Genomic DNA, 20,189 nt, shown 5'->3' with positions numbered 1-20,189 from the left:
AGGAAAAGCGATGTGTACTGTACCAATTCTTACCGGCCTGGGCATGGGCGCCAGTACCGCGGCTGTGGTTGCGCCTGTCGCCATGGGTGCAGCAGCTGGTGCCGCTATGGAAGGCATGATGCCCGGTGTCCCGAACGCGCCGGCAACTGAACAGGCTGCTGCTCCGCCCCCTAGCGCAGCCGCAGCGCCCACGGATGTTAATGTCCAGGTCGCGCAAGCCGACGAACGGCGCAAGCAGATGGCTGCTGCCGGGATGCGCAAAACGCTGCTGACCAGCCCGCGCGGGGTTACTGGCGCGGCGCCGGTGCAGCGTAAAACGCTGCTGGGTCAGTAATGGACAATCTGGCCCGCAAGCTGGGGGGCTTACCGGAAAGAAAGTTCATTGAACGCCGCTTCGAAGATTGCTACCAGGTATATGAAAATTGGCGCCCGCGGTGGAAGGAGATCTGCAGTTACATCGCGCCGTATCGCGGGGCTTTTGATGATGATGAACCGAATCGCGGCGAACGCCGGGACGGTCAGATCATTAATGAAACAGCTGTTGACGCGAACGGCATCCTGGCAGCGGGTATGCAAAGCGGCATGACAAGCCTATCCCGGCCGTGGTTCCGGCTGGGCCTGCTGGATCCGGAACTGTCCGAATACGCGCCGGTGCGCCGATTCCTGGACAAATGTGCCGAACAGATCCTTGGGATCTATGCCCGAACCAACATTTACGAATGCACTCATAACGTTTACGAAGAACTAGGCGGGCCGGGAACAGGCGCGATGGCTATCCTGGAAGATTTCGAAAACGTTATGCGCGGCACATCGTTCACCATCGGCGAATACGCGGTGGCGTGCGGACCGGACGGCAGGGTGAACACCTTCGCCCGCAAGCGGCTGATGACGGTCTATGATATGGTCAAGGAATTTGGCCTGGATATGGTATCGGACGCAGTAAGGAACTGCTATAAAGATGGCAAGCTGGGCGAACGGTTCATGGTTTATCACCTGATCGAACCGAATGACGAACGGATCCCGGATATGGTGGACGCGCTGAACAAGCCGTTCCGCTCCGTCTATTGGGAACCGAACGTAAAGGATCGCTATCTTGCGGTTCGCGGGTTCGAGGAATTTCCGATCATGGTCCCGCGCTGGCAGGTATTCCGCAGCGCCGATTACTACGGCCGCGGGCCGGGGTGGAAAGCGCTGCCCGGGGTTAAGCAGCTGCAGGTGATGGAAAAGGACAAGCTGCTGACGATCAAGCTGGCCAACAGGCCGCCGATCAAAGCGCCGTCCTCTGCAAAAGCCACGCTGATCAGCCTGCTGCCGGGATCGATCACGTTTGCCGATGACAACGGCGGCAACGGGGTCACGCCGTTGTTCCTGGTCAACCAGAACATTCAGCACCTGGCTGCAGAGATTGACCGCGTTGAACAGCGGGTGCGGCGCGCCTTTTACGCCGATCTGTTCCTGATGATGGTGGAATCGGATCGCCGGGAGATCACCGCCCGCGAAGTCGCAGAACGGCATGAAGAAAAGCTGCTCATAATCGGGCCTACGCTGGAACGGCTGCAGAATGACTTCTATGATCCGATGATCGCGCGGTCCTTCGCCATCCTGCAGCGTGCCAATCTCCTTCCGGAGATCCCCCGGGAACTTCACGGCAAGGTGATCAAGGTCGATTACATCAGCATTTTAGCGCAAGCGCAGAAGATGGTGGCCACGAACACCATTGCGCAGGCTGTGGCGTTCGCCACGCAGGTCGCAACCGCGCAGCCGGATGTGCTGGACGTTCTGGATCTGGATCAGGCTGTCCGGAAGTATTCCGAAGCCGTTGGCCTGTCGCCGGAAATCGTCCGCAGCATAGAGGACGTGCGCAAGATCCGCGCCGCCCGCGAACAGGCGCTGCAGCAGCAGCAGATGATGGCCAGCGCCGCCGCTGCCGCCGATGCCGCGAAGAATCTTTCGCAGGCCGATATGTCGCGGTCCAACGCGCTGACCGTCCTGATGGGGGGTGCTGCGTAGATGACAAGCAAGCGGCAACCGCAGACGCTGGAAGAAGTGGCCGAATACCTGCGAGATCGGGAACTGTCCGATATCGTCCAGGTGGCCAAGGAACCAGCTGGGCGCCGGTTCATCATGCGGCTGCTCAATATGTGCGGCACGTTCGGCAATCCGTTCACCGGCAATTCGAAAACCTTCTATAACTGCGGGATGCAGGCTGTCGGCCAGGAACTTTTCAAGGATCTGATGGAAGCTGATCCGGATCTGTTCCCTATCATGCAGCGGGAAAGTCTGATCCGCGAAAACGACGATGCCCGCATGGTCAAGCTGGCCGAACAGCGCGAAGCTGACGGAGAATAATGGCCCAAAACGGCCGAATTGAAAGGGGAAGATAGTATGTTGTGTCCCAAATGCAGAAGTCCGCGGGTGGAAACGGAACGCCGGCCTGATGGCGATAATGTCTGCGGCAGCTGCGGCAATCGGTGGAAGAATGGCGAACCGCTGCCGGTGGCCACTTGTGGTTTCGCCGTGGCGCTCACGGCTATAAAGGATGGCCGCAAGGTGGCCCGCATTGGCTGGAACGGCAAAGGGATGTATGCCTTCCTGCAAAAAGGATATCCCGATGGCATCCCGCTGAATAAAAACACGTCCGAAGCAACCGGGATCCCCGAAGGAACGGTGTGCCGCTTCCGGCCGTACCTGATGCTGTTCACCGCGCAAGGTGACTTCGCGCATTGGGTTCCCAGCGGATCCGATATCCTAGCCGATGATTGGTTCATAGTCCAATAATCGAAGGCGCTTAGTACCTGCTAGGCGCTTTTCGTTTGCCCAAAAATCAAAAGGGGGTCTGTCCATGTTATTCCAAAAACACTCTGTTCCCGCCAAGGATAACACCGGTGCGGGAGTGAGTTCGTTCGATCTGCAGTTGTTTGCCGAAGGAGATCCGCCCGGGAATCCTCCTGCCAATCCTCCCGCTAATCCCCCGGCGAATCCTCCCCCCGGTTCTCCCCCGCCTGCTAATCCCCCGGCGCCTGGGACGCCGCCGCCTGCGAATCCGGCAGATCCGCAGAATCCGCCCGCTGATCCGAACAATCCTGATCTGAAGGTTCCCGAAGGGGATTATGACTTCGGCCTGCCGGCTGAAGTAAAGCTGGATCAGGATTTGGCCAAACAGTTCACCGATATCGGCAAGAAGTACAAGCTGCCGAACGGTGCGGCCAAAGAGTTCGCGTCCATGTATCAGGCGCAGCGGCAGAAGGAAGTCGCGCAATTCAAGGAGCAGATCGATCAGCAGGTCAACGCCTGGGGCGAGGAAACGGAGAAGGATCCGGAGATCGGCGGCGCCAAGCTGCAGGAAAACCTGGGCATTGCTGACCGCGCGCTTAAAGCCTATGACAAAGAAGGCAAGCTGCGTGAACTGCTCAACGTGTCGGGCCTGGGCAATCACAAGGAGGTTGTCAAGTTCCTGCTGGCCGTGGGCAACACGGTCAAGGAAGATAGCCTGCCCGGGGGCAGCGATCCGGCCAACGCGCCCAGCATCAAGACGCTGTTCTTCAACAATAGTCAGTAGTTTTTTTATGCCCTGACCGTCACCAAAAGGTGACAATCAAAAGATTGGAGGGAAATTATCGATGGCCACCACTAACTTCGCAACCTATCAGGACTTCGCCACTCGGCAAGGCTTCGACAAGACCATCCAGAAGATCATCGAAATGCAATCGCAGACGAACCGGATCCTGGATGATATGATCGTCACCGAAGCCAACGAAAAGAGCGCGCACATGACCACGGTGCGCACGAAGCTGCCGGAAGTCGCGTGGCGCATGATCAACCGCGGCGTTACTCCCGGCATCAGCGGGACTTCGCAGATCACCTTCACCAGCGGCGGCATGGAAGCGCTGGCCAAGGTGGACGAACGCCTGCTGGAAAAGAACGGCGGAGTGAACAGCGAACGCGGCAACGAATGGCGCCTTGGCGAGAACCAGGCGCATCAGCAGGCCATGAACAAGGAAATGGCGCTCACCCTGTTCTATGGCGATGAGAAGATCAACCCCGCCAAGTTCACCGGCCTGGGCGCCTACTACTATTCCCCGGATATCGCCAAGTGCGAAGCCGCGGAATACGTGATCGACTGTGGCGGCGCCGGCAACGCGCTGACTTCCATCTACATCGTCGTATGGGGGCAGAACCAGATCCACGGTTTCTATCCCGAAGGTACGCCGGCCGGTTTCCGCTACCGGGATAATGGCCGCGTCAAAGCGTATGACGATCAAAACAAGGAGTTCTGGGCCTATGAATCCCAATACAATTGGGATCTTGGCCTGTCTGTCCGCGATTACCGGTATGGCGTCCGCCTCTGCAACATCGATCTGGCCACGATCACGGCTGACAACTTCATCAATTACCTGATCGACGCCTATAACCGTGTCGAAGATATCGATGCGGGCAAGGCCGCGATCTACCTGAACCGGAAGGCCATGACGAAGATCGACCAGCTGGCGCAGAACAAGGCCAACGTTAACCTGACCATCGACACCTTCGCCGGCAAGAAGATCACCCATTTCTGGGGCGTTCCCTTCCGGCGCTGCGATGCCATCCTGAACACCGAATCCGAACTGACCTGATCGGGCGGGGGGAGCGAATCCCCCCTTGCCTAGATTAATTTAAGGAGGAAAAACCTATGGCTAACATTGATGCCAAGCTGATCCTGGCCGAAAACCTGACCATCGACGCCACGCCGAAAACCTCCACCGCCGTGTATGTCGGCAAAGGGCGCGCCTACCGGCCGCTGCTGATCGATGTGGCGCTGACCGCTGCCTTCGCAGCCGGCAAGAAGATCACCGGGATCACGGTGCAAACCGCATCTGACGAAGCGTTCACCACGCCGGTGGATCTGTTCACCTTCACGCCGGCCGCAGGGATCAATCAGGAAGTGGCCGGGAAAACGCTGATGCAGGCATTCCTGCCGTTCGAACATGACGAATGGATCAGGCTGTCCATGGCTGCTACCGCCGATCCTTCGGGCGGTAAGGTGTTCGCATCCATCAAGCCGGATGTGAAGATCGGATGAAGTGGATAGCGAAAGTTCACTGCACTTTCAACGGCCGGCTGTTCTATCCCGGCGATTTCATCGAACAGGAAGCGCAGCCGAACGAACACTTCAAACCTGACGGCGCCGGATCCGTGGTTTCGGCGGAATTTACCCCGCCGCCCGCGCCTCCTGCTGCTCCCCCGGTGCAGCCGCCCGCCGATCCGCCTGCGAACGCCGGCGATTTCGACATGAAGCGCCTGGACCGAATCACGAAAAACACCATGATCCTGTTCGCCACGGAAAAAGGCGTTACTGTGGAACCGGCCGCAAACAAGGCCACGATCTTCGCGGCGCTGGACGCGGCAAAGATCTTCGCCACGAAGGATGAACTGGCCAACGCTCTCGCGGCGCTGGCCGCAACGGAATAAGTGCAAAAATGAAAGGGGGGTGCTGCTTGCGCCCCCTTCTTCATTTATCAAGGGGGTGGAACTGTGGCTAGTTTGGTTGATATCTGCAATATGGCGCTGCAGCGCTTCGGCGGGCAAACCATCACCGCGCTGGATCAGGCATCCCCCAGCGCCCGGGCCTGTAACCTCTTTTGGCCTAATGTTCGGGATAGTGCGCTGCGGGATTATCCCTGGAACTTCTGCATGAAGCGGGCGCAGCTGGCCGCGGTTGCCAACGAAACGGATCCGGAATGGTCTTATGTTTATCAATATCCGGCCGACTGTCTGCGGATCAAGCGCCTGTTCAATGAAACCACGATCAGCGATGTGAATCCGGTCAAGTACGTTGTGCGGGCTGCGCCTACCGGCAGCGGGAAGCGGGTATATACGAACCTTCCCGGCGCCTACATGGAGTTCCACGCGCGGATCACCGACACAACGCAGTACGATCCGGAGTTTGTTGACGCTATCGCGTGGCGCTTCGGCGCGGATCTTAGCGTGCCGCTGTCCGATGATAAAAACCTGCGGGAACACCTGCTGAAAGTTTATGCCACCGTCCTGGAAGGTGCGGTTCGCGCCGATGCGAACGAAGGTGCTGAAGATCCGCAGTATGATAATCCCTATGTGGATGCAAGGTTTTAGCCATGGCTGTTTATCAAATTCAGCCTAGCTTCGCAGCTGGCGAATTATCGCCGGCCATGGCCGCGCGGGTTGATCTGGCGAAGTACGCTATTGGAACCAGGACAATGCGGAACTTCTACGTTCACCCGCATGGCGGCGCTTCGAACCGCGCAGGGACGGAGTTCATCGCTGCCACGAAATACCCGGACAAGCTGGCCCGCCTAATCAAGTTTGAGTTCTCCACGCTGCAGGCGTATGTGCTGGAATTTGGCCATCAGTATATCCGATTTTTCAAGGACGGCGGGCAAGTGGTTTATCCTGTGGGTCATCCGCAGGCCGGGGAGATCGTGGAAATAGCCTCTCCTTATACCGAAGGCGAACTGGCATATCTGAAAACCGCGCAATCAGCGGACGTTATGTATATCACCCATTCCAATCATCCCCCGCAGCAGCTTTCCCGAACCGATCATCATGTTTGGACGCTGACCGCGTTTCCCTATAAAAACGGGCCGTTCCTAGATCCGAACCTGGACGAAACGAAGCATCTGGCAGTATCCGCCGTGACCGGCACAGACAAGGATATCACCAGCGACTTCGATATCTTCTTGGCCGGCCATGTGGGGGCGCTGTTCAAGCTGACGCATTTTGTCGAGGGTTCAACGGTGGCATATGCGGCCAGCACCAACGGCAGCAGTACGGCTATCAAGTGCAAGGGAACGTGGAAACTGATCTCGCATGGCACATGGACCGGAAAACTGAAGGTTGAAAGGTCAAAAGACAACGGATCGACGTGGCAGGCGATCCGTTTCTATTCGTCCGCTGGCGATTTCAACGCGAACGACAGCGGGACCGAAGATGAACTGTGCCAGCTGCGCGTGACCGCTTACGGTTGGAGCAGCGGAACGGCGAATGTGGATCTATCGTCCTATCCTTATAACCTGGATGGGATTGTGAAGATCACCAGCGTCACCGGACCGCGGGCGGCGAAGTGCGATGTGATCAGCGAACTTGGCGGAACCGGCAATACTGACGATTGGCGGGAAGGCGCATGGTCTGACGTGCGCGGATATCCGGCCTGCGTTGTTTTCGACAGCAGCGATAGGATTGCGTCCGCCAATTCGCTTTATCAGCCGCAAACCATCTGGTTCAGCAAGATTGGCGACTATGTTAATTTCGCCAGCGGATCGCCGCCGAAGGATGACGATGCGATCACGGCCACGCTGGTTTCGCGCCAGGTCAATGAACTGCGGTCCCTGGTGGCGCTGGGGGATATCATCGGGCTGACTTCTTCCTCCGAATGGGAGATCGGGCCTTCCGGGACCAATTCGGTGCTTACGCCGAACACGATCCGCGCCCGCGTCCAGGGATACCGCGGCGCCGCCTGGGTTGATCCTGCGGTGGTCGGCGAACGGATCCTGTACGTTCAGGACAAAGGATCTACGGTGCGCGATCTTGGTTATGATCTCTATTCGGACAAGTACACCGGCAACGATCTATCCATACTCTCCCGACATCTGGTGCAGCGCTACGAAATATATGAATGGGCCTATCAGCAGGAACCGGACAGCATCCTGTGGATGATCCGAAGCGATGGGGTTCTGCTCGGCATGACATACCTGCGCGAACAGGAAGTAATCGCTTGGCATCGCCACGATACGGACGGACTGTTCGAAAGCGTGTGCGCCATACCCGGGGCGGACCGGGATGAAGTTTGGTTCATAGCGCAGCGGTTGGTGAACGGCCAGGTGGTTCGCTACGTCGAACGCATGGCGGAACGGTTGCCGAACGATCTGGACGTGAAGTATTCCTGGTTCGTTGATTGCGGTCTGCGGCACGATGGGGCGCCGATCAAGGAGATCACGAACCTGCATCATCTGGAAGGGAAAGAAGTGGCTGTGCTGGCCGATGGCAACGTGCTGCCGCGGAAAACGGTGACAGGCGGCAAAATCGTCCTGTCCACCACTTCAGCCGCTTATTCGGTGGTGACGGCCGGCCTGCCGATCACGGCCGAATTGGAAACGCTGAATATCGAAGTGCAGACGCAGGAAGGGACGGCGCAGGGCCGGCCGAAGCGGATCCCAGAAGTGCTGATGCGGCTAGAAAATTCCCGCGGCGGCAAGCTCGGGCCGGATCCGGCGCAGCTGAACGATCTGGCTGCTATGGTCCGGGACGTTTGGGATGAAGCGCTGCCGCTCTATTCTGGCGATATCCGGGTGGCCATGGCTGGCGGATACAACAGCGAAGGCCGGGTGCTTTACCGCCAGGAGGATCCCCTGCCGGTTACGATTCTGGCGATCATCCCGAAGGTGGTTATGTGATGGCTGTTCACCAAGTAACCAAGGATGCGGCCGTTCGGCTGGCGCTGCCGGAAGATATTGCTGTGGTGGCGCCGCGGATCCGGGAAGCTGACCGTCAGGAGATATGGGCGTCCCATCATTTCACGCCGGCCGAAGCGCTGGACTTTTCTTTTCGCCGGCCAGGAATGCGGTTCACGATCCTATATAAAAATGAACCGGTGGCCATGTTCGGCGCTTCGCGGCTAAGTCTGGCGGGCGGCGGGGCGCCTTGGCTGCTGGGAACGGATCAGATCGTAAAGGTGACGATCCCCTTCTTGCGTCACAGCCGGGAGTATGTGCAGCTGATGCTTCAGGAATATCGCTTTCTTCAGAATCATGTGGACGTGCGGAACGATCTGTCAATCAAGTGGCTGAAGTTCTGCGGGTTCACCTTTCACGCGGCTGTGCGGTATGGCGCCGAACAGCTGCCGTTCTATCGCTTTACGATGGGAGGTTAAGGCTATGTGTGTTGCTGATGGCGCATTGGGTATCGGCCTTCAGGTCGCCGGGACGGTGGCGCAGATGCGGGCGGTGAAGTCGCAGGCTGAAGCGCAAGCCCGGGCCAAAGAGTACGAAGCGCAGATGCTGGAAAGAAATGCGCAGATGGTAGATCGGCAGGCCACGGATGCGGTGGAACGCGGCGCCGTGGAAGAAGGCAAGGTGCGCAAGTATGGGGCCGATGTGAAGGCTGCGCAGCGGGCTGCTATCGGGGCAAACGGCTTGCTGGCAAGCGGATCCGCGCTTGATATTCTGGCCGGGACGAATGAAGAAATTGAACTTGATGCTGCCACGGTCCGCGCCAATGCGCAGCGGGAGCGCTGGGGATTTGACGTGCAGGCTGGTGATCTGCGGAATCAGGCGAAACTGGCGCGTTACGGCGCCCAAAGTGCGCGGGCTGCTGGATCCTGGGGCGCCATGACCACGTTGATCGGCGGCGCCACGTCAGTCGCCAACAAATGGTACGAAATGAAGAAGGCCGGCGCGAAGGGCGGTGGCGGCTGATGCGTGGCTATGGTGGGCGCGGGATCACCATTCCCGATTATAAGGATCAGACGATGCCGAAAGCGTTGCCCGGGGTGCGGCTAAGTACGGCAGCGGATCCGGATGACTTCGGCGCCGGCGTTGCCAGGGCGCAGGGGGCGCTGGGTGCGCAGCTTCAGCAAACCGGCAACATTCTGACCGATAACGCTATCAAGCTGCAGGAAGAAACAAACGCGCGGAAGGTTCTGGACGCCAGCAATACCTATCAGGCCAAGGTGAATGATTACCTTCATAATCCCGAAAAGGGTATCATGTTCCGCAGGGGCAAAGATGCCGATGGGCTATATGAGCAATCACAAAAAGAAATGGCCAAGATCGAAAAGGAAGTGCTGGAATCCCTGGAAAATGACCGGCAGCGGGAAACGTTCCTGAAGTTCGTGGCCGGCCGCGCTTCGGCTGTCGGTGAAGCTGTTTCGAAGCATCAGGTCAAGGAAATGGATCGTTGGGGTAACGAAACGCGGGAAGGCGCCAAGTATCAAGCGGTTGACAGCGTTGGGAAAAACCCTTACGATCCGAATCACTTTGCTGCGCAGGCGGAAGCGGGGCTGAAGGCCATTGATTCCACGATGGTTGGCAAGCACGCGCCGGAAGCTATCCTGGCCGAAAAGAAAGATTTCATATCCAGCCTGCACGAAAGCACGATCAGGGCCATGCTCGGCAAATACGACAGCCGCAGCGCCCGCGTCTGGTATGACGAACACAAGGACGAAATTTCGTCCCAGCGCAGGGAAGCGATCAACGCCGACATTATGAAGCAGGAACGGATCGATAAGTCCCAGGTGCTGAACAAGGAACTGTGGGCGAAGTACGGTTTTGACACCGAAGCCGCCCGCAAGGATCTGGAAGGCCGCAACCTGGCGGCGCCGGAATTGGAATACTATATCGGCCAATATCGGCATGAAGTGGCGTTCCGGAAAAACAATCAGGACCGCCTGCACGAAAAAGCGTATGACGATAGCATTGATCAGCTGGTCAAGCTGAAAGCGGCCGGCCAGTTGACGCCGAAGAATGTGCAGCAGATCCTGGGCGGATCGGGACTGACCGGGAAGCAATTTCTGTCGCTTCAATCGCATGCGCTTTCCATGATGGGGCTGGATGAAACCGGCCGGCCGAAGCATACCACGCGGGAAGTGTGGGAACAGGTCAATCTGGCCGTTCAGACCGGGAAGATCAACATCACGCAGCTGCGCATGAATTACGGCCATCTGCTGGCAGATAGCGATTACGAACATTTCTTCAATGCGATCCTGAAAGGGACGAACGGCGACGAAGGGTTCGGCTGGGCCGCGGACGTTACCAGGATTGCGAAGAAGGCCGGCGTCAAGGAAGAAGATTACGGCAAGCTGTGGGCTGGGATCTCGCAGCGGATCGATGCGTTCAAGGGCGAGAAGGGGCGCGCGCCGACTGTCGATGAACGCGAACAGATCGTCCAGGATCTGGTTGGCAAGGTAACTGTCGAGCAGCGGAAGTTCTGGTTTAACAAGGATGAATTTAATTTCAAGATAACCCCGCCTGTTGGTGCGCCTGCCGGTTCGATGTGGAACACCAAAATAAACAACGGGAAGGGGGGCTGGGTGTTCCAGGATCCGAAAACCGGCAGGTGGAACGAATGGATCCCCTAAAGGAAGGTGGGTAATTCATGGCTGAAATAAAACCGCTTAACGATCAGGATCAGGCGCTGCTGGGGCCGGGGCAGCTGGCGCAGCAGGCGCCTTTGCTCGGCGTTTCTGCGCCGGTGGACGTGCCGCAGCCGCAGCCGTTCACGCGGGGATCATTCCGCCCGCTGTCGGAGGAAGATCAGGCAAAGGTATCCGGCGCCGTGTCGGGTCAACCGCAGCCTGTCGGTTCGCTGGGGCAGCGCATCATGGATTTCGCCGGCCGCAACCTGCCCAAAGATAAGCCGGCCGTGGATCCTGAAAAACTGGCCGCAGCCTATGGTCTGGTTGCCGATACGGATCCGGATCAGGAAGCGATGGATCAGGAACTTGCCCGGGAACTGAACGTGCCTGTGTGGATCTTCAAAGCGAACAAGGCGAACCGTGATCAGGCCATCGAAATATTGAAGCAGGGCAAGGGGCCGAATTACGATTGGGGAATGATCTCCCAGCGGGCGCCGAAGCTGTCTGCCTTCCTGCAGCGGCCGGAAAACATGGCCGTGGCCAAGGATGATGTGGAGAATCTTGCGAAAACCGAATGGTTCTTCGACAGCCTGAAGCGCGGGTGGAAGTCCGGGAACAAGCAGCTGGAACTGGCTGATATCGGCAGTAAGCAGATTTTTGGCAATACGGATGCGGCGCTGGAAGCCAGGGCGCAGCAGCTTGAAGCTGAAATGAAAGCGGAGATCGGGCCGGAAGGATGGTTCCCGGCCAGTTTCTTCGGCGCTGCGCAGTTAGCGCCGCAGCTGCTTGAACAGCTGAAGGCTGGCGGCAAATATGGCGCTATCGGCGGCGCCACGGTGGCCGGTGGCGCGGCGCTGACCGGCGTGGGCTTGCCGGCAGCTGCGCCTGCGGGCATGGCCGCTATGACGGCCGGCATGTATACCGGCGCCATGGAAACCGCGTTCAAGCTGGAAGCTGGTTCGGCGTTCCGGGAGTTCATTAGCACCAAGGATATCAGCGGGAATCCGATTGATCGGGATGTGGCCAAGGTCGCCGCCATCATGGTCGGCGCAGCCAATGCCGGCATCGAAGCGTTTCAGTTGAAATGGCTGATGGAAAGCATCCCCGGCGCCGATAAGCTGGTGGCCAAACTGTCCAGGGACAGCATGAAGGAGATTTTGCGCAACCGGACATATTCCGATGCGTTCGTGAATTTCGCCAAGAAGTATGCCGGCGTGGTGTCGAAGGAAACGGCCACGGAGATCTTGCAGGAAGGGATCACCATCCTGGGCCTGGAAGGATCGAAGAAGGTATCCGGGCAATCCTTCGCGCCGGTCCCGGAAGGAACGTATACCAGCCGGCTGGCCGAAACCGGCGTGCAATCGGTTCAGGCTTTTTCCATCCTGGCGCTGCCCGGGCCTATGGGCGGATTCATCCACGATAGCGCGCGCGCTGCAAAGGCGCAGCAAAACATGGAGGTTATCCAGGCGCTAGGCGAAAACGCGGCTGCGTCCAAAACGCTGGGGCGCCTTCCTTCTGCCTATCAGGATTTTATCCGGGAGGTCAAGAAGGATGGGCCGGTGGAGAACATCCACATTTCCGCTTCGCAGTTCGTGGCCTACTTTCAGGACAATGCGCCGAAGGTGGCGCAGGAATTGGGGATCGATCAGCAGCTGGCCGAACAGCTTGCGGCCGGTGGCGATCTGTCCATCCCCCTGGAAGTCTATCAGGCGAAGCTGGCCGGGACTGAACATCACGCGCAGCTGGCGCCGGATATCAAGCTGCGCGAAGATGATATGTCCTATCGGGAATCGCAGGAGTTCACGAAGCGCCGGCAAGAGTATTATCAGCAGGAACTGGACAAGGCCAAGGGGATCCTGGCGGTTCAAAGCGAGGAAGCGCAGCAGGCGAATCAGGTGGCTGAACAGATCAAGATGCAGCTGATCGCGGAGGGACGGAAGCCGGAAGTGGCCGCGGCCGATGCGCAGATCATCGCCGCGCGGTCCATGGTTGCATCCAAGCAGCTGGGGATCACGCCGGTTGAATGGTTCAAGCGCAAGGGCATCATCATCGAAAAGGGTGAAGCGATGCCGGCCGGCCGGATCCCGGTTACTTCCCCCAACTTCGGGCCTGTTTCTGACCGTCTGATCGCCGCTATCGCCGCGCAGGAAAGTGCCGGCGATCCGAACGTGGTCAATCAGTATAGCGGCGCCGCGGGGAAATATCAGATCATGCCGGATAACTGGCCGGTGTGGGCGCAGGAAGCCGGCGTGGATCCCGCCGATATGTCGGAAGCGAACCAGGACCGCGTTGCTGCGTTCAAGATCCAGCAGTACATGAAAGAGTTCGGTTCCCCCGAACTTGTTGCTGCGGCGTGGTATGCCGGTCCGGAATATGCCCGCAGCTTGCAGCAGGGGAAACCTCTGTACGATCCGAACACGCCGCAGGCCGATGGGCATCCGTCCGTGAACCAATATATCCGGGAAGTAACCGGCCGGATGGGTGGACAATCCTTCTTCCAGTATGCCGGCGTCCAGGCCGATACCGCCGATATGCTGAATTTGGCGAAGGCGCAGGAACTGGAATACCAGGGATTTGATCCGGAAACGATCCGCCAGAACACCGGATGGCATAAAGGCATGGATGGGAAGTGGCGCTGGGAGATCAACGATACTGATGCGCAGTTCAAGTTCAACGTTGGTCAGCAGGGAATGATGATCGAAAACGATCTCGGCAGGCTGCTTGATCATCCCGCGCTGTTCGCTGCTTACCCGCATCTGGCCTATATTCCGACTTCGATCATCATTGATCAGAACGCTAATTCCGGTGGCCGGATGAACATCGATCCTATCAATGGCGAAAGTTTTGAAATCCGCGCGAAAAGCCCGGATCACGCCATGCGGATCCTGATGCACGAAATTCAGCATCTGATCCAGCAGGAAGAAGATTTCGCCAGCGGCGGATCCGTGGAACTGATGACCGAAGTGCGGAAGAAGGCTGAACAGATGCAGGGCGCTTCGGCGCTGCGGGCGTGGTTGCCGCAGGCCGGCGAAAACATGACGCCGGAAGAACAGTATCAAAAGCTGTTGGCGGACCATGTTGCCGCGGGCCTGGGTGATATCTTCCCGGATTACGAAGCGTTCAAGCTGTCGCAGAATCCGGCCGTTACGGATGATATGCTGCAGCGCTGGGAAGGCGTCCACGGCAAGATGCGCGGCAAGTCTGATCTGCAGGCTTACCGGCAGCTGGCCGGCGAGATCGAAGCCAGGGATACAATGATGCGCCTGGGGCTGACGGTGGATGGCCGGCGCGTGACGGCGCCTGTTATGGACAGCAACGCGATCATCCATTTCAACGGCCGGGATTTCCGGTATGATCCGGAACTGCGACAGCAGATCAACCAGGTTGAACCTGCTCCTGGACCGACTTTCTTTTCCAAGTTGGCTTATGAACTGACGCAACTGAAGCAGGACACTTTTGCGCCGGATCAGCTGCTTGGTATGCTAAAGAAGGCCGGGGTGAAAGATGATGAAGTGAAGTGGTCAGGCCTTAAAGAGTTTTTGGCCGGCAGGAAGAAAGTCAGCAAGGCGGAAGTGATGGATTTCATCGCCGCCGAAGGGTCGATCCGCGTTGATGTGGTGCAAAAAGGTGCCGGCAACGAAGGTCGGCTGAATTACAGCCAGGATCCGGAAGATGGGATATGGCAGGTTTTCACCACGGACACGGAAGAAGTGGTTGCCGGATTTGAGTTTGAAGGGGAAGCGCGGGAGTTTGTTGAGCAGGAAAACGCCAGGCGCGGAAACACCAAATACAGCCGGTACGTTGTTCCTGGTGGCGATAATTACCGCGAAGTGCTGCTGACGCTACCAACGAAGTATCGCCAATTTGTTGAATCAATGTATCAAAAATACGGCGATAGATGGATTTACGATATGAATCCCGAAGAACAAGCCATTCACCATCAGCTAGGCGGCGTTTCTGAAACCGTTTATAGTTCCTCCCATTGGGACGAAGCTAACGTCATCGCCCACGTTCGTCTGACTGATCGGGTTGACGGCGACGGCAAAAAAGTGCTGTTCGTTGAAGAAATTCAGTCCGACTGGGCGCAGGAGGGCCGGAAGAAGGGGTTCAGATCCGAATACAGGGTTGAACACAGACCGAAAGAAGATGCTGAACACCCTTGGGTGGTTTTAGAAGGTGATAGATGGGTTAGTCGGCATGCGACTGAACAAAGAGCTTATGAAATAATGGAGGCCCATAAGTCGCAAATAGGGAGTGTTCCCGAAGCCCCCTTTGTCACCGCTACCGATAAATGGGTCACGTTGGCGCTGAAACAGGTTATCCGCATGGCTGCGGAAGGTGGGTATTTCCGCGTTGCCTTCGCCACCGGGGAGCAGAACGCTGCGCACTACGACCTGTCGAAGCATATCAAGGGCATGACCTATGAAGTCAACAAGATGAAGGATATCTATCCTGTCAGGGTCTGGTTCGAACTTGCAGGAGGCGAACCGATGAATAAGACCTTCGACAGCAGGCAAGATCTTGAAAGTTTTCTTGGTAAAGAAATGGCGGACAGGATGGAAGCTAAAACCGGCAAAAGGCAAAAAGCGCATTACGGTGGTGCATATCAGTATCAGATGGCTGGCTTGGATCTCAAAGTCGGCGGCGAAGGAATGCGGGCCTTCTATGATAATATGGTGCCGCAGATTGCGCATAAGTTCCTGAAGCAGTTCGGGGTGGAAGTGGAGAAGGCAACGTTTGCCGATACCGCGAAAGCTGCGGCTGAATTTGGTGGCGTAAAGCCATCTTCCTCCAACGCGGCCTTTGACATTACGCCGCGCCTGCGCAACGTGGCGATTAACGAAGGGTTCCCGCTGTTCCAAGCTGCTGGCAAAGGGCCGCGCGGCGCGATCACCTTCGAACCGGGGCGCGTGATCATCACGCTGCTGCCGCGGGCCGACAGATCCACGTTCGTCCACGAAACCGGCCATCTGTTCCTTGAAGATCTGCAGGATGTGGTGCTGTCCGGGCGGGCGCCGGCGCAGACGCTGGCCGACTTCGAAGCGGCGAAAACCTGGCTGGGCGTCACGCCGGAACAGATCGATGCCCGGGGCCGCGTCCAGTTCACCAGGGAACAGCACGAAAAGTTCGCCCGGGGCTGGGAAGCGTATCTGTTGGAGGGCAAGGCGCCGTCCGTGAAGCTGCAGAACGTGTTCCGGCAGTTCAAATACTGGCTGACGCGGATCTATCGCAGCATCAAGGGGCTGAACGTGGAGATCACGCCGGAAGTGCGCGGCCTGATGGATCGCCTGATCGCCACAGAGGACGAAATAGCTGAAGCGGAAGTGATGGCCGGTTATCACGATCTGTTCGCGGAAGAAGCGGGCAAAGGGATCTCCCTGGCCGATTACAACGCTTACCTGAAACTGCAGGCCGAAGCGCGGGCCACGGCCGAAGAAATCCTGCTGGCCAAACAGATGGAGGAATTGACGGAGGAACAGAAGGCGCGGGTGGCTGAAGAACGCCGGCGCGTCACTCCGGAGATTTGGGACGAAGTATCGCAGCAGCAGGTTTACAAGGCGCTGGCCGTAATGCAGACGCCGGAACAGGACGGCGGCATGAAGATCAACGCCGCCGATCTGGTGAAGTATTACGGCGAAGATATCCTAGGCAAGCTGCCGAAGAATATCTATTCCGGCAAGGCGGCGCTGACGGCGGACGATGCCGCGGATCTGTTCGGCTATTCCTCCGGGGATGAACTGATTCAGGCGATTGCCGCGGCCAAGCCTATCGATCAGGAAGTGCAGGATCGGATCGATCTTCACATGGCAAGGTTCGCGGCGCAGACCGGAATCAATATCAAGGCTGAAGCCGCTGCCGCAATCCACAACGAAAAGCGCCTGGAAGCGCTGGCCATGGAACGGCAGATCGTTGAAGAACTGACCATGGGCGGCAGCGATCTGGATAACCGGATCCGCGCGGTGGCCAATAAGCAGATGCAGGCAACGCTGGCCGAAGAACGGCAGCGGCTGATGGATGAACATATCGCCTATCTTGTCAGGAACAGCGCGCTGGGCGTTGAACGCCGCACAATGACGCCTGACGAGAATGGCGATTATCATTTTGCGGCCGGATTCTCCAATAACCATCCGTGGTACGCCGATATCCTGGCGCTGACACCGAACGGTGGCCTGCCCGGGAATTGGTACGATTTCACCGAAGCGTTCAAGGCCGGCGAAAAGGATCTGGCCAAGATGCCAAAGGCCATGCGCGAAGCATATGAGATCGTGGCGGACGATCATCTGCGGAATGGTCTGCAATCCCTGGATGGCTATGTCCCGGAGAACGAAACATACTTGGCCGTGGCCAACATGCTGGCCGATGTGGAACGGATGGCGGCGTCCATGCCCGAACAGGCCGCGCCGGCGATGCCGGTGGCGCCGGAACAGGCGCGGCAGCTGGCGCTGGATCTGGAAAAGGAACGGCGGCAGCGGGTAAAGGATGCGCTGTCCCGGCATCGGGCCATCCAGGCCGCGGCGAAGGCGCAGCTGGCGGCGAAGCGCTATGTGGAAGCTGTCCAGGCGTCCAGGTTCTTCGCGGCCGAACGGCGGGCGCAGCAGCAGGCTGAAGCGGCGATCCGCGCCGGCCGATATCAGGACGCGCTGCAGTTCAAGGATCAGCAGCTGCTGAATCACGCGCTGGCCATGGAATCGCTGCGAATCAAGGCCGAAGCGGACAAGACCATCAAGTATTTCGAAAAGTTCACGAAGCGGGGCGGCAAAAAGCTGTCTATCGATCCGGCTTATCTGGAACAGATCGATGATCTCCTAGAACGGTTCGACTTCAAAAAGGCCGGGGCGAAGGCGCTGGCGAAGCGCCAATCGCTGCGGGAATGGATCATCGAACACGAAGCGGCCATGGAGGTCGTGACGATCCCCGACCAGCTGCGGGACGAAGCGTTCCGGGTACACTATTCGGATCTGACCATCGACGAACTGCGGGATCTGGAAGATAGCGTGCGGAATATCGAACACCTTGGCCGGCTGAAGAACAAGCTGCTGACCGCGAAGAACAAGCGGGAGTTCGAAGCGGCCGTGGCTGATGTGGAAGCGGCTATCTACCAGAACAACAAGGTGAAGCCGCAATCGCTGGATCCGAACGAAGAAGGTCTGCAGAAGTGGCTGGCCAGGATGCGCAGCGCTCACGCGCAGCTGTCCAAGATCGAATTTATCGTACGCCAGCTGGACGGCCACAATGATCTCGGAACCGCGTGGTATTATCTGTTCCGGCCGATCATCGAAGCGGAGGAACAGGAAATAGCCTTGCGGAAAGCGGCCGAAGGGCAGCTGAAGGAACTGTTCTCCGGGATCTCGCCGGCCGAACGCGCTGCATGGAAGTCGCGTAAGATCTTTATCAAGGATATCAACCTTAGTCTGACTAAGGAAAACATTATTTCGCTGGCACTAAACTGGGGCAACGAGGGGAACCGCCAGCGGATAATGAGCGGCTTCGGGTGGCCGCAGCAGACGGTTGAAAAGATCCTGGACGATCACATGACGAAGCGCGATTGGGATCTGGTGCAGGGTATATGGGATTACATCAATTCCTATTACCCGGAGATCGATCAGCTGACAAAGGACGTGGCCGGCGTGAAGCTGCCGAAGGTGGAAGCGGCGCCGGTGATAACGCAGTTTGGAGATTATGCCGGTGGGTACTATCCGATCAAGTACGATGCGCGCAAGTCGGAAGCGGCGTTCGCCTTCGATGAGGTCGAACGGCAGCGGTCCTTCTTCGAAAACCAATTCTTCCGGGCCGCTACCAAAAAGGGGCATACGAAGGATCGCGCCGCGCAGGTTGTCGGCCGGCCGCTGCGCCTGGATCTCGGCGTGCTTTCCGAACACCTGACCAACGTTATTCACGACTTGGCGTTCCGGCGCGCTGTGCGGGACGTGGATAAGATGATCCGGCATAAGCGCATCCAGGATGCCATCGTGAACACTCTGGGCCGGGAGGTATACCGGCAGTTCAATCCCTGGCTGCAGGCCATCGCCAATGACTATTCGGCGCCGGCGAATTACCTGGAAGGGCTGGCGGCGAAGGCGCGCAAAGGGACAACGGTGGTCGCTATGGGCTGGAAGATCACCACGGCGCTGGCGCAGCCGGTTGGCGCCTTCAACTTCATGGATCGGATCGGGGCGGTGCGGACGCTGGCGGCGCTGTCCGGGTTCTACGCGAAGCCATGGACATGGAAGGAACAGATCGATTTCGTGTTCGAAAAATCCGTGTTCATGCGGACGCGGATATCAAATTATGATCGGGACGTGCGGCAGACCATCGATCAGCTGATGAAGGAAAATGCCTGGGATCGTGTCAAGGAAACGTTCTTCTGGCATATCGGGTTCATGGATCTTTCGATCAGCGTGCCGGTCTGGATTGACGAATACAACAAGGTCAGGGAGGAAACCGGCGACGATGAAAGGGCGCTGCGGGCGGCTGACGCGCTGATCCGGCAGACGCAGGGCAGCGGCATGGTGAAGGATCTGGCCGCGATCCAGCGCGGGCCGGAAATGCTGAAGCTGTTCACGATGTTCTATTCGTACTTCAACGCGCTCTATAACCTGTTCGCGTCCAGGCTGCAGCAGACGAAGGGAACCAGCGATATCCCGCGGCTGATCGCCGGCGCCGCCTGGCTATGGTTTTTCCCGGCGCTGCTCTCTGAACTGGCAACCGGCCGCGGTCCTGGGGATGACGATAACGACGATGAAAAGCTAAAGTGGCTTTATAAAACCATTGTCGCTTATCCGTTCCAGGCGATCCCGGGGATCCGGGATGCTGTCAGTTCCCTAACTTCCGGGTACGATTACAGAATGTCGCCGGCCGCTGATGCCGTTGAAACGTTCATCCGGGCGTTTCAATCAGGCTATAAAGCCTGGGATAGCGGCGAAGATGACGATTATGAAAAGGCGGCATGGAAGGCTGGGGAAGCGCTTACTTACTTTTCCGGACTTCCTGGGAAGCAATTGCTGATATCACTTCATGCGCTGTACGATTATATCGTGGAGGATGCCGATGTGGATATTAGGGATGCGCTTCTTGGGAAAAAGAAAAAGAACTAAGGGGTGATCGC

The 20,189-nt window shown here is 58.0% G+C and carries 14 protein-coding genes; all 14 read left to right on the top strand.

Going from position 1 to position 20,189, the window contains the following annotated elements; translation table 11 throughout:
* The first annotated feature begins 10 nt into the window (after positions 1-10).
* Complete coding sequence (locus Q4T40_13135) at positions 11-334, top strand: hypothetical protein (GenBank protein MDT8902194.1); 324 nt, start codon at positions 11-13, stop codon at positions 332-334.
* Positions 334-2,010 (top strand): portal protein, encoded by a 1,677-nt coding sequence (locus Q4T40_13130; protein ID MDT8902193.1) that lies wholly within the window; start codon positions 334-336, stop codon positions 2,008-2,010. The genes Q4T40_13135 and Q4T40_13130 overlap by 1 nt, the downstream gene beginning before the upstream one ends.
* On the top strand, positions 2,011-2,349 hold the full coding sequence (locus Q4T40_13125; protein ID MDT8902192.1) for a hypothetical protein: 339 nt from the start codon (positions 2,011-2,013) through the stop codon (positions 2,347-2,349).
* A gap of 66 nt (positions 2,350-2,415) precedes the next feature.
* Complete coding sequence (locus tag Q4T40_13120; protein ID MDT8902191.1) at positions 2,416-2,778, top strand: DUF2829 domain-containing protein; 363 nt, start codon at positions 2,416-2,418, stop codon at positions 2,776-2,778.
* A gap of 64 nt (positions 2,779-2,842) precedes the next feature.
* Positions 2,843-3,559 carry a hypothetical protein gene (locus tag Q4T40_13115; GenBank protein ID MDT8902190.1) on the top strand — a complete coding sequence of 239 codons (717 nt, stop codon included), beginning with the start codon at positions 2,843-2,845 and terminating at the stop codon, positions 3,557-3,559.
* A 61-nt stretch (positions 3,560-3,620) separates the two neighbouring features.
* Complete coding sequence (locus Q4T40_13110; GenBank protein ID MDT8902189.1) at positions 3,621-4,613, top strand: hypothetical protein; 993 nt, start codon at positions 3,621-3,623, stop codon at positions 4,611-4,613.
* A gap of 56 nt (positions 4,614-4,669) precedes the next feature.
* On the top strand, positions 4,670-5,059 hold the full coding sequence (locus Q4T40_13105; GenBank protein MDT8902188.1) for a hypothetical protein: 390 nt from the start codon (positions 4,670-4,672) through the stop codon (positions 5,057-5,059).
* The gene (locus Q4T40_13100) at positions 5,056-5,448 is read left to right on the top strand and encodes a hypothetical protein (GenBank protein ID MDT8902187.1); all 393 of its coding nucleotides are present in this window, start codon (positions 5,056-5,058) and stop codon (positions 5,446-5,448) included. Before Q4T40_13105 ends, Q4T40_13100 begins: the two co-directional genes overlap by 4 nt.
* Positions 5,449-5,511: 63 nt before the next feature.
* Positions 5,512-6,108: a hypothetical protein gene (locus tag Q4T40_13095; GenBank protein MDT8902186.1), complete on the top strand. Its 597-nt coding sequence runs from the start codon at positions 5,512-5,514 to the stop codon at positions 6,106-6,108.
* 2 nt (positions 6,109-6,110) lie between these two features.
* A complete protein-coding gene (locus Q4T40_13090; protein ID MDT8902185.1) occupies positions 6,111-8,405 on the top strand; it encodes a hypothetical protein in 2,295 nt (764 codons plus the stop codon).
* Positions 8,405-8,881: a DUF2833 domain-containing protein gene (locus tag Q4T40_13085; protein ID MDT8902184.1), complete on the top strand. Its 477-nt coding sequence runs from the start codon at positions 8,405-8,407 to the stop codon at positions 8,879-8,881. Before Q4T40_13090 ends, Q4T40_13085 begins: the two co-directional genes overlap by 1 nt.
* A 4-nt stretch (positions 8,882-8,885) precedes the next feature.
* Positions 8,886-9,425, top strand: a complete 540-nt coding sequence (locus Q4T40_13080; GenBank protein ID MDT8902183.1) for a hypothetical protein — start codon at positions 8,886-8,888, stop codon at positions 9,423-9,425.
* Positions 9,425-11,086, top strand: coding sequence for a hypothetical protein (locus Q4T40_13075; GenBank protein ID MDT8902182.1), 1,662 nt, complete (start codon positions 9,425-9,427; stop codon positions 11,084-11,086). The genes Q4T40_13080 and Q4T40_13075 overlap by 1 nt, the downstream gene beginning before the upstream one ends.
* Positions 11,087-11,103: 17 nt before the next feature.
* A complete protein-coding gene (locus tag Q4T40_13070; GenBank protein MDT8902181.1) occupies positions 11,104-20,178 on the top strand; it encodes a transglycosylase SLT domain-containing protein in 9,075 nt (3,024 codons plus the stop codon).
* The last annotated feature ends 11 nt before the right edge of the window (positions 20,179-20,189 follow it).

The organism is Selenomonadales bacterium 4137-cl (genome assembly GCA_032334055.1).
GTDB classification, from domain to species: Bacteria; Bacillota; Negativicutes; order Sporomusales; family UBA7701; genus Anaeroselena; species Anaeroselena agilis.
This window is presented reverse-complemented; position numbering and strand designations above follow the sequence as displayed.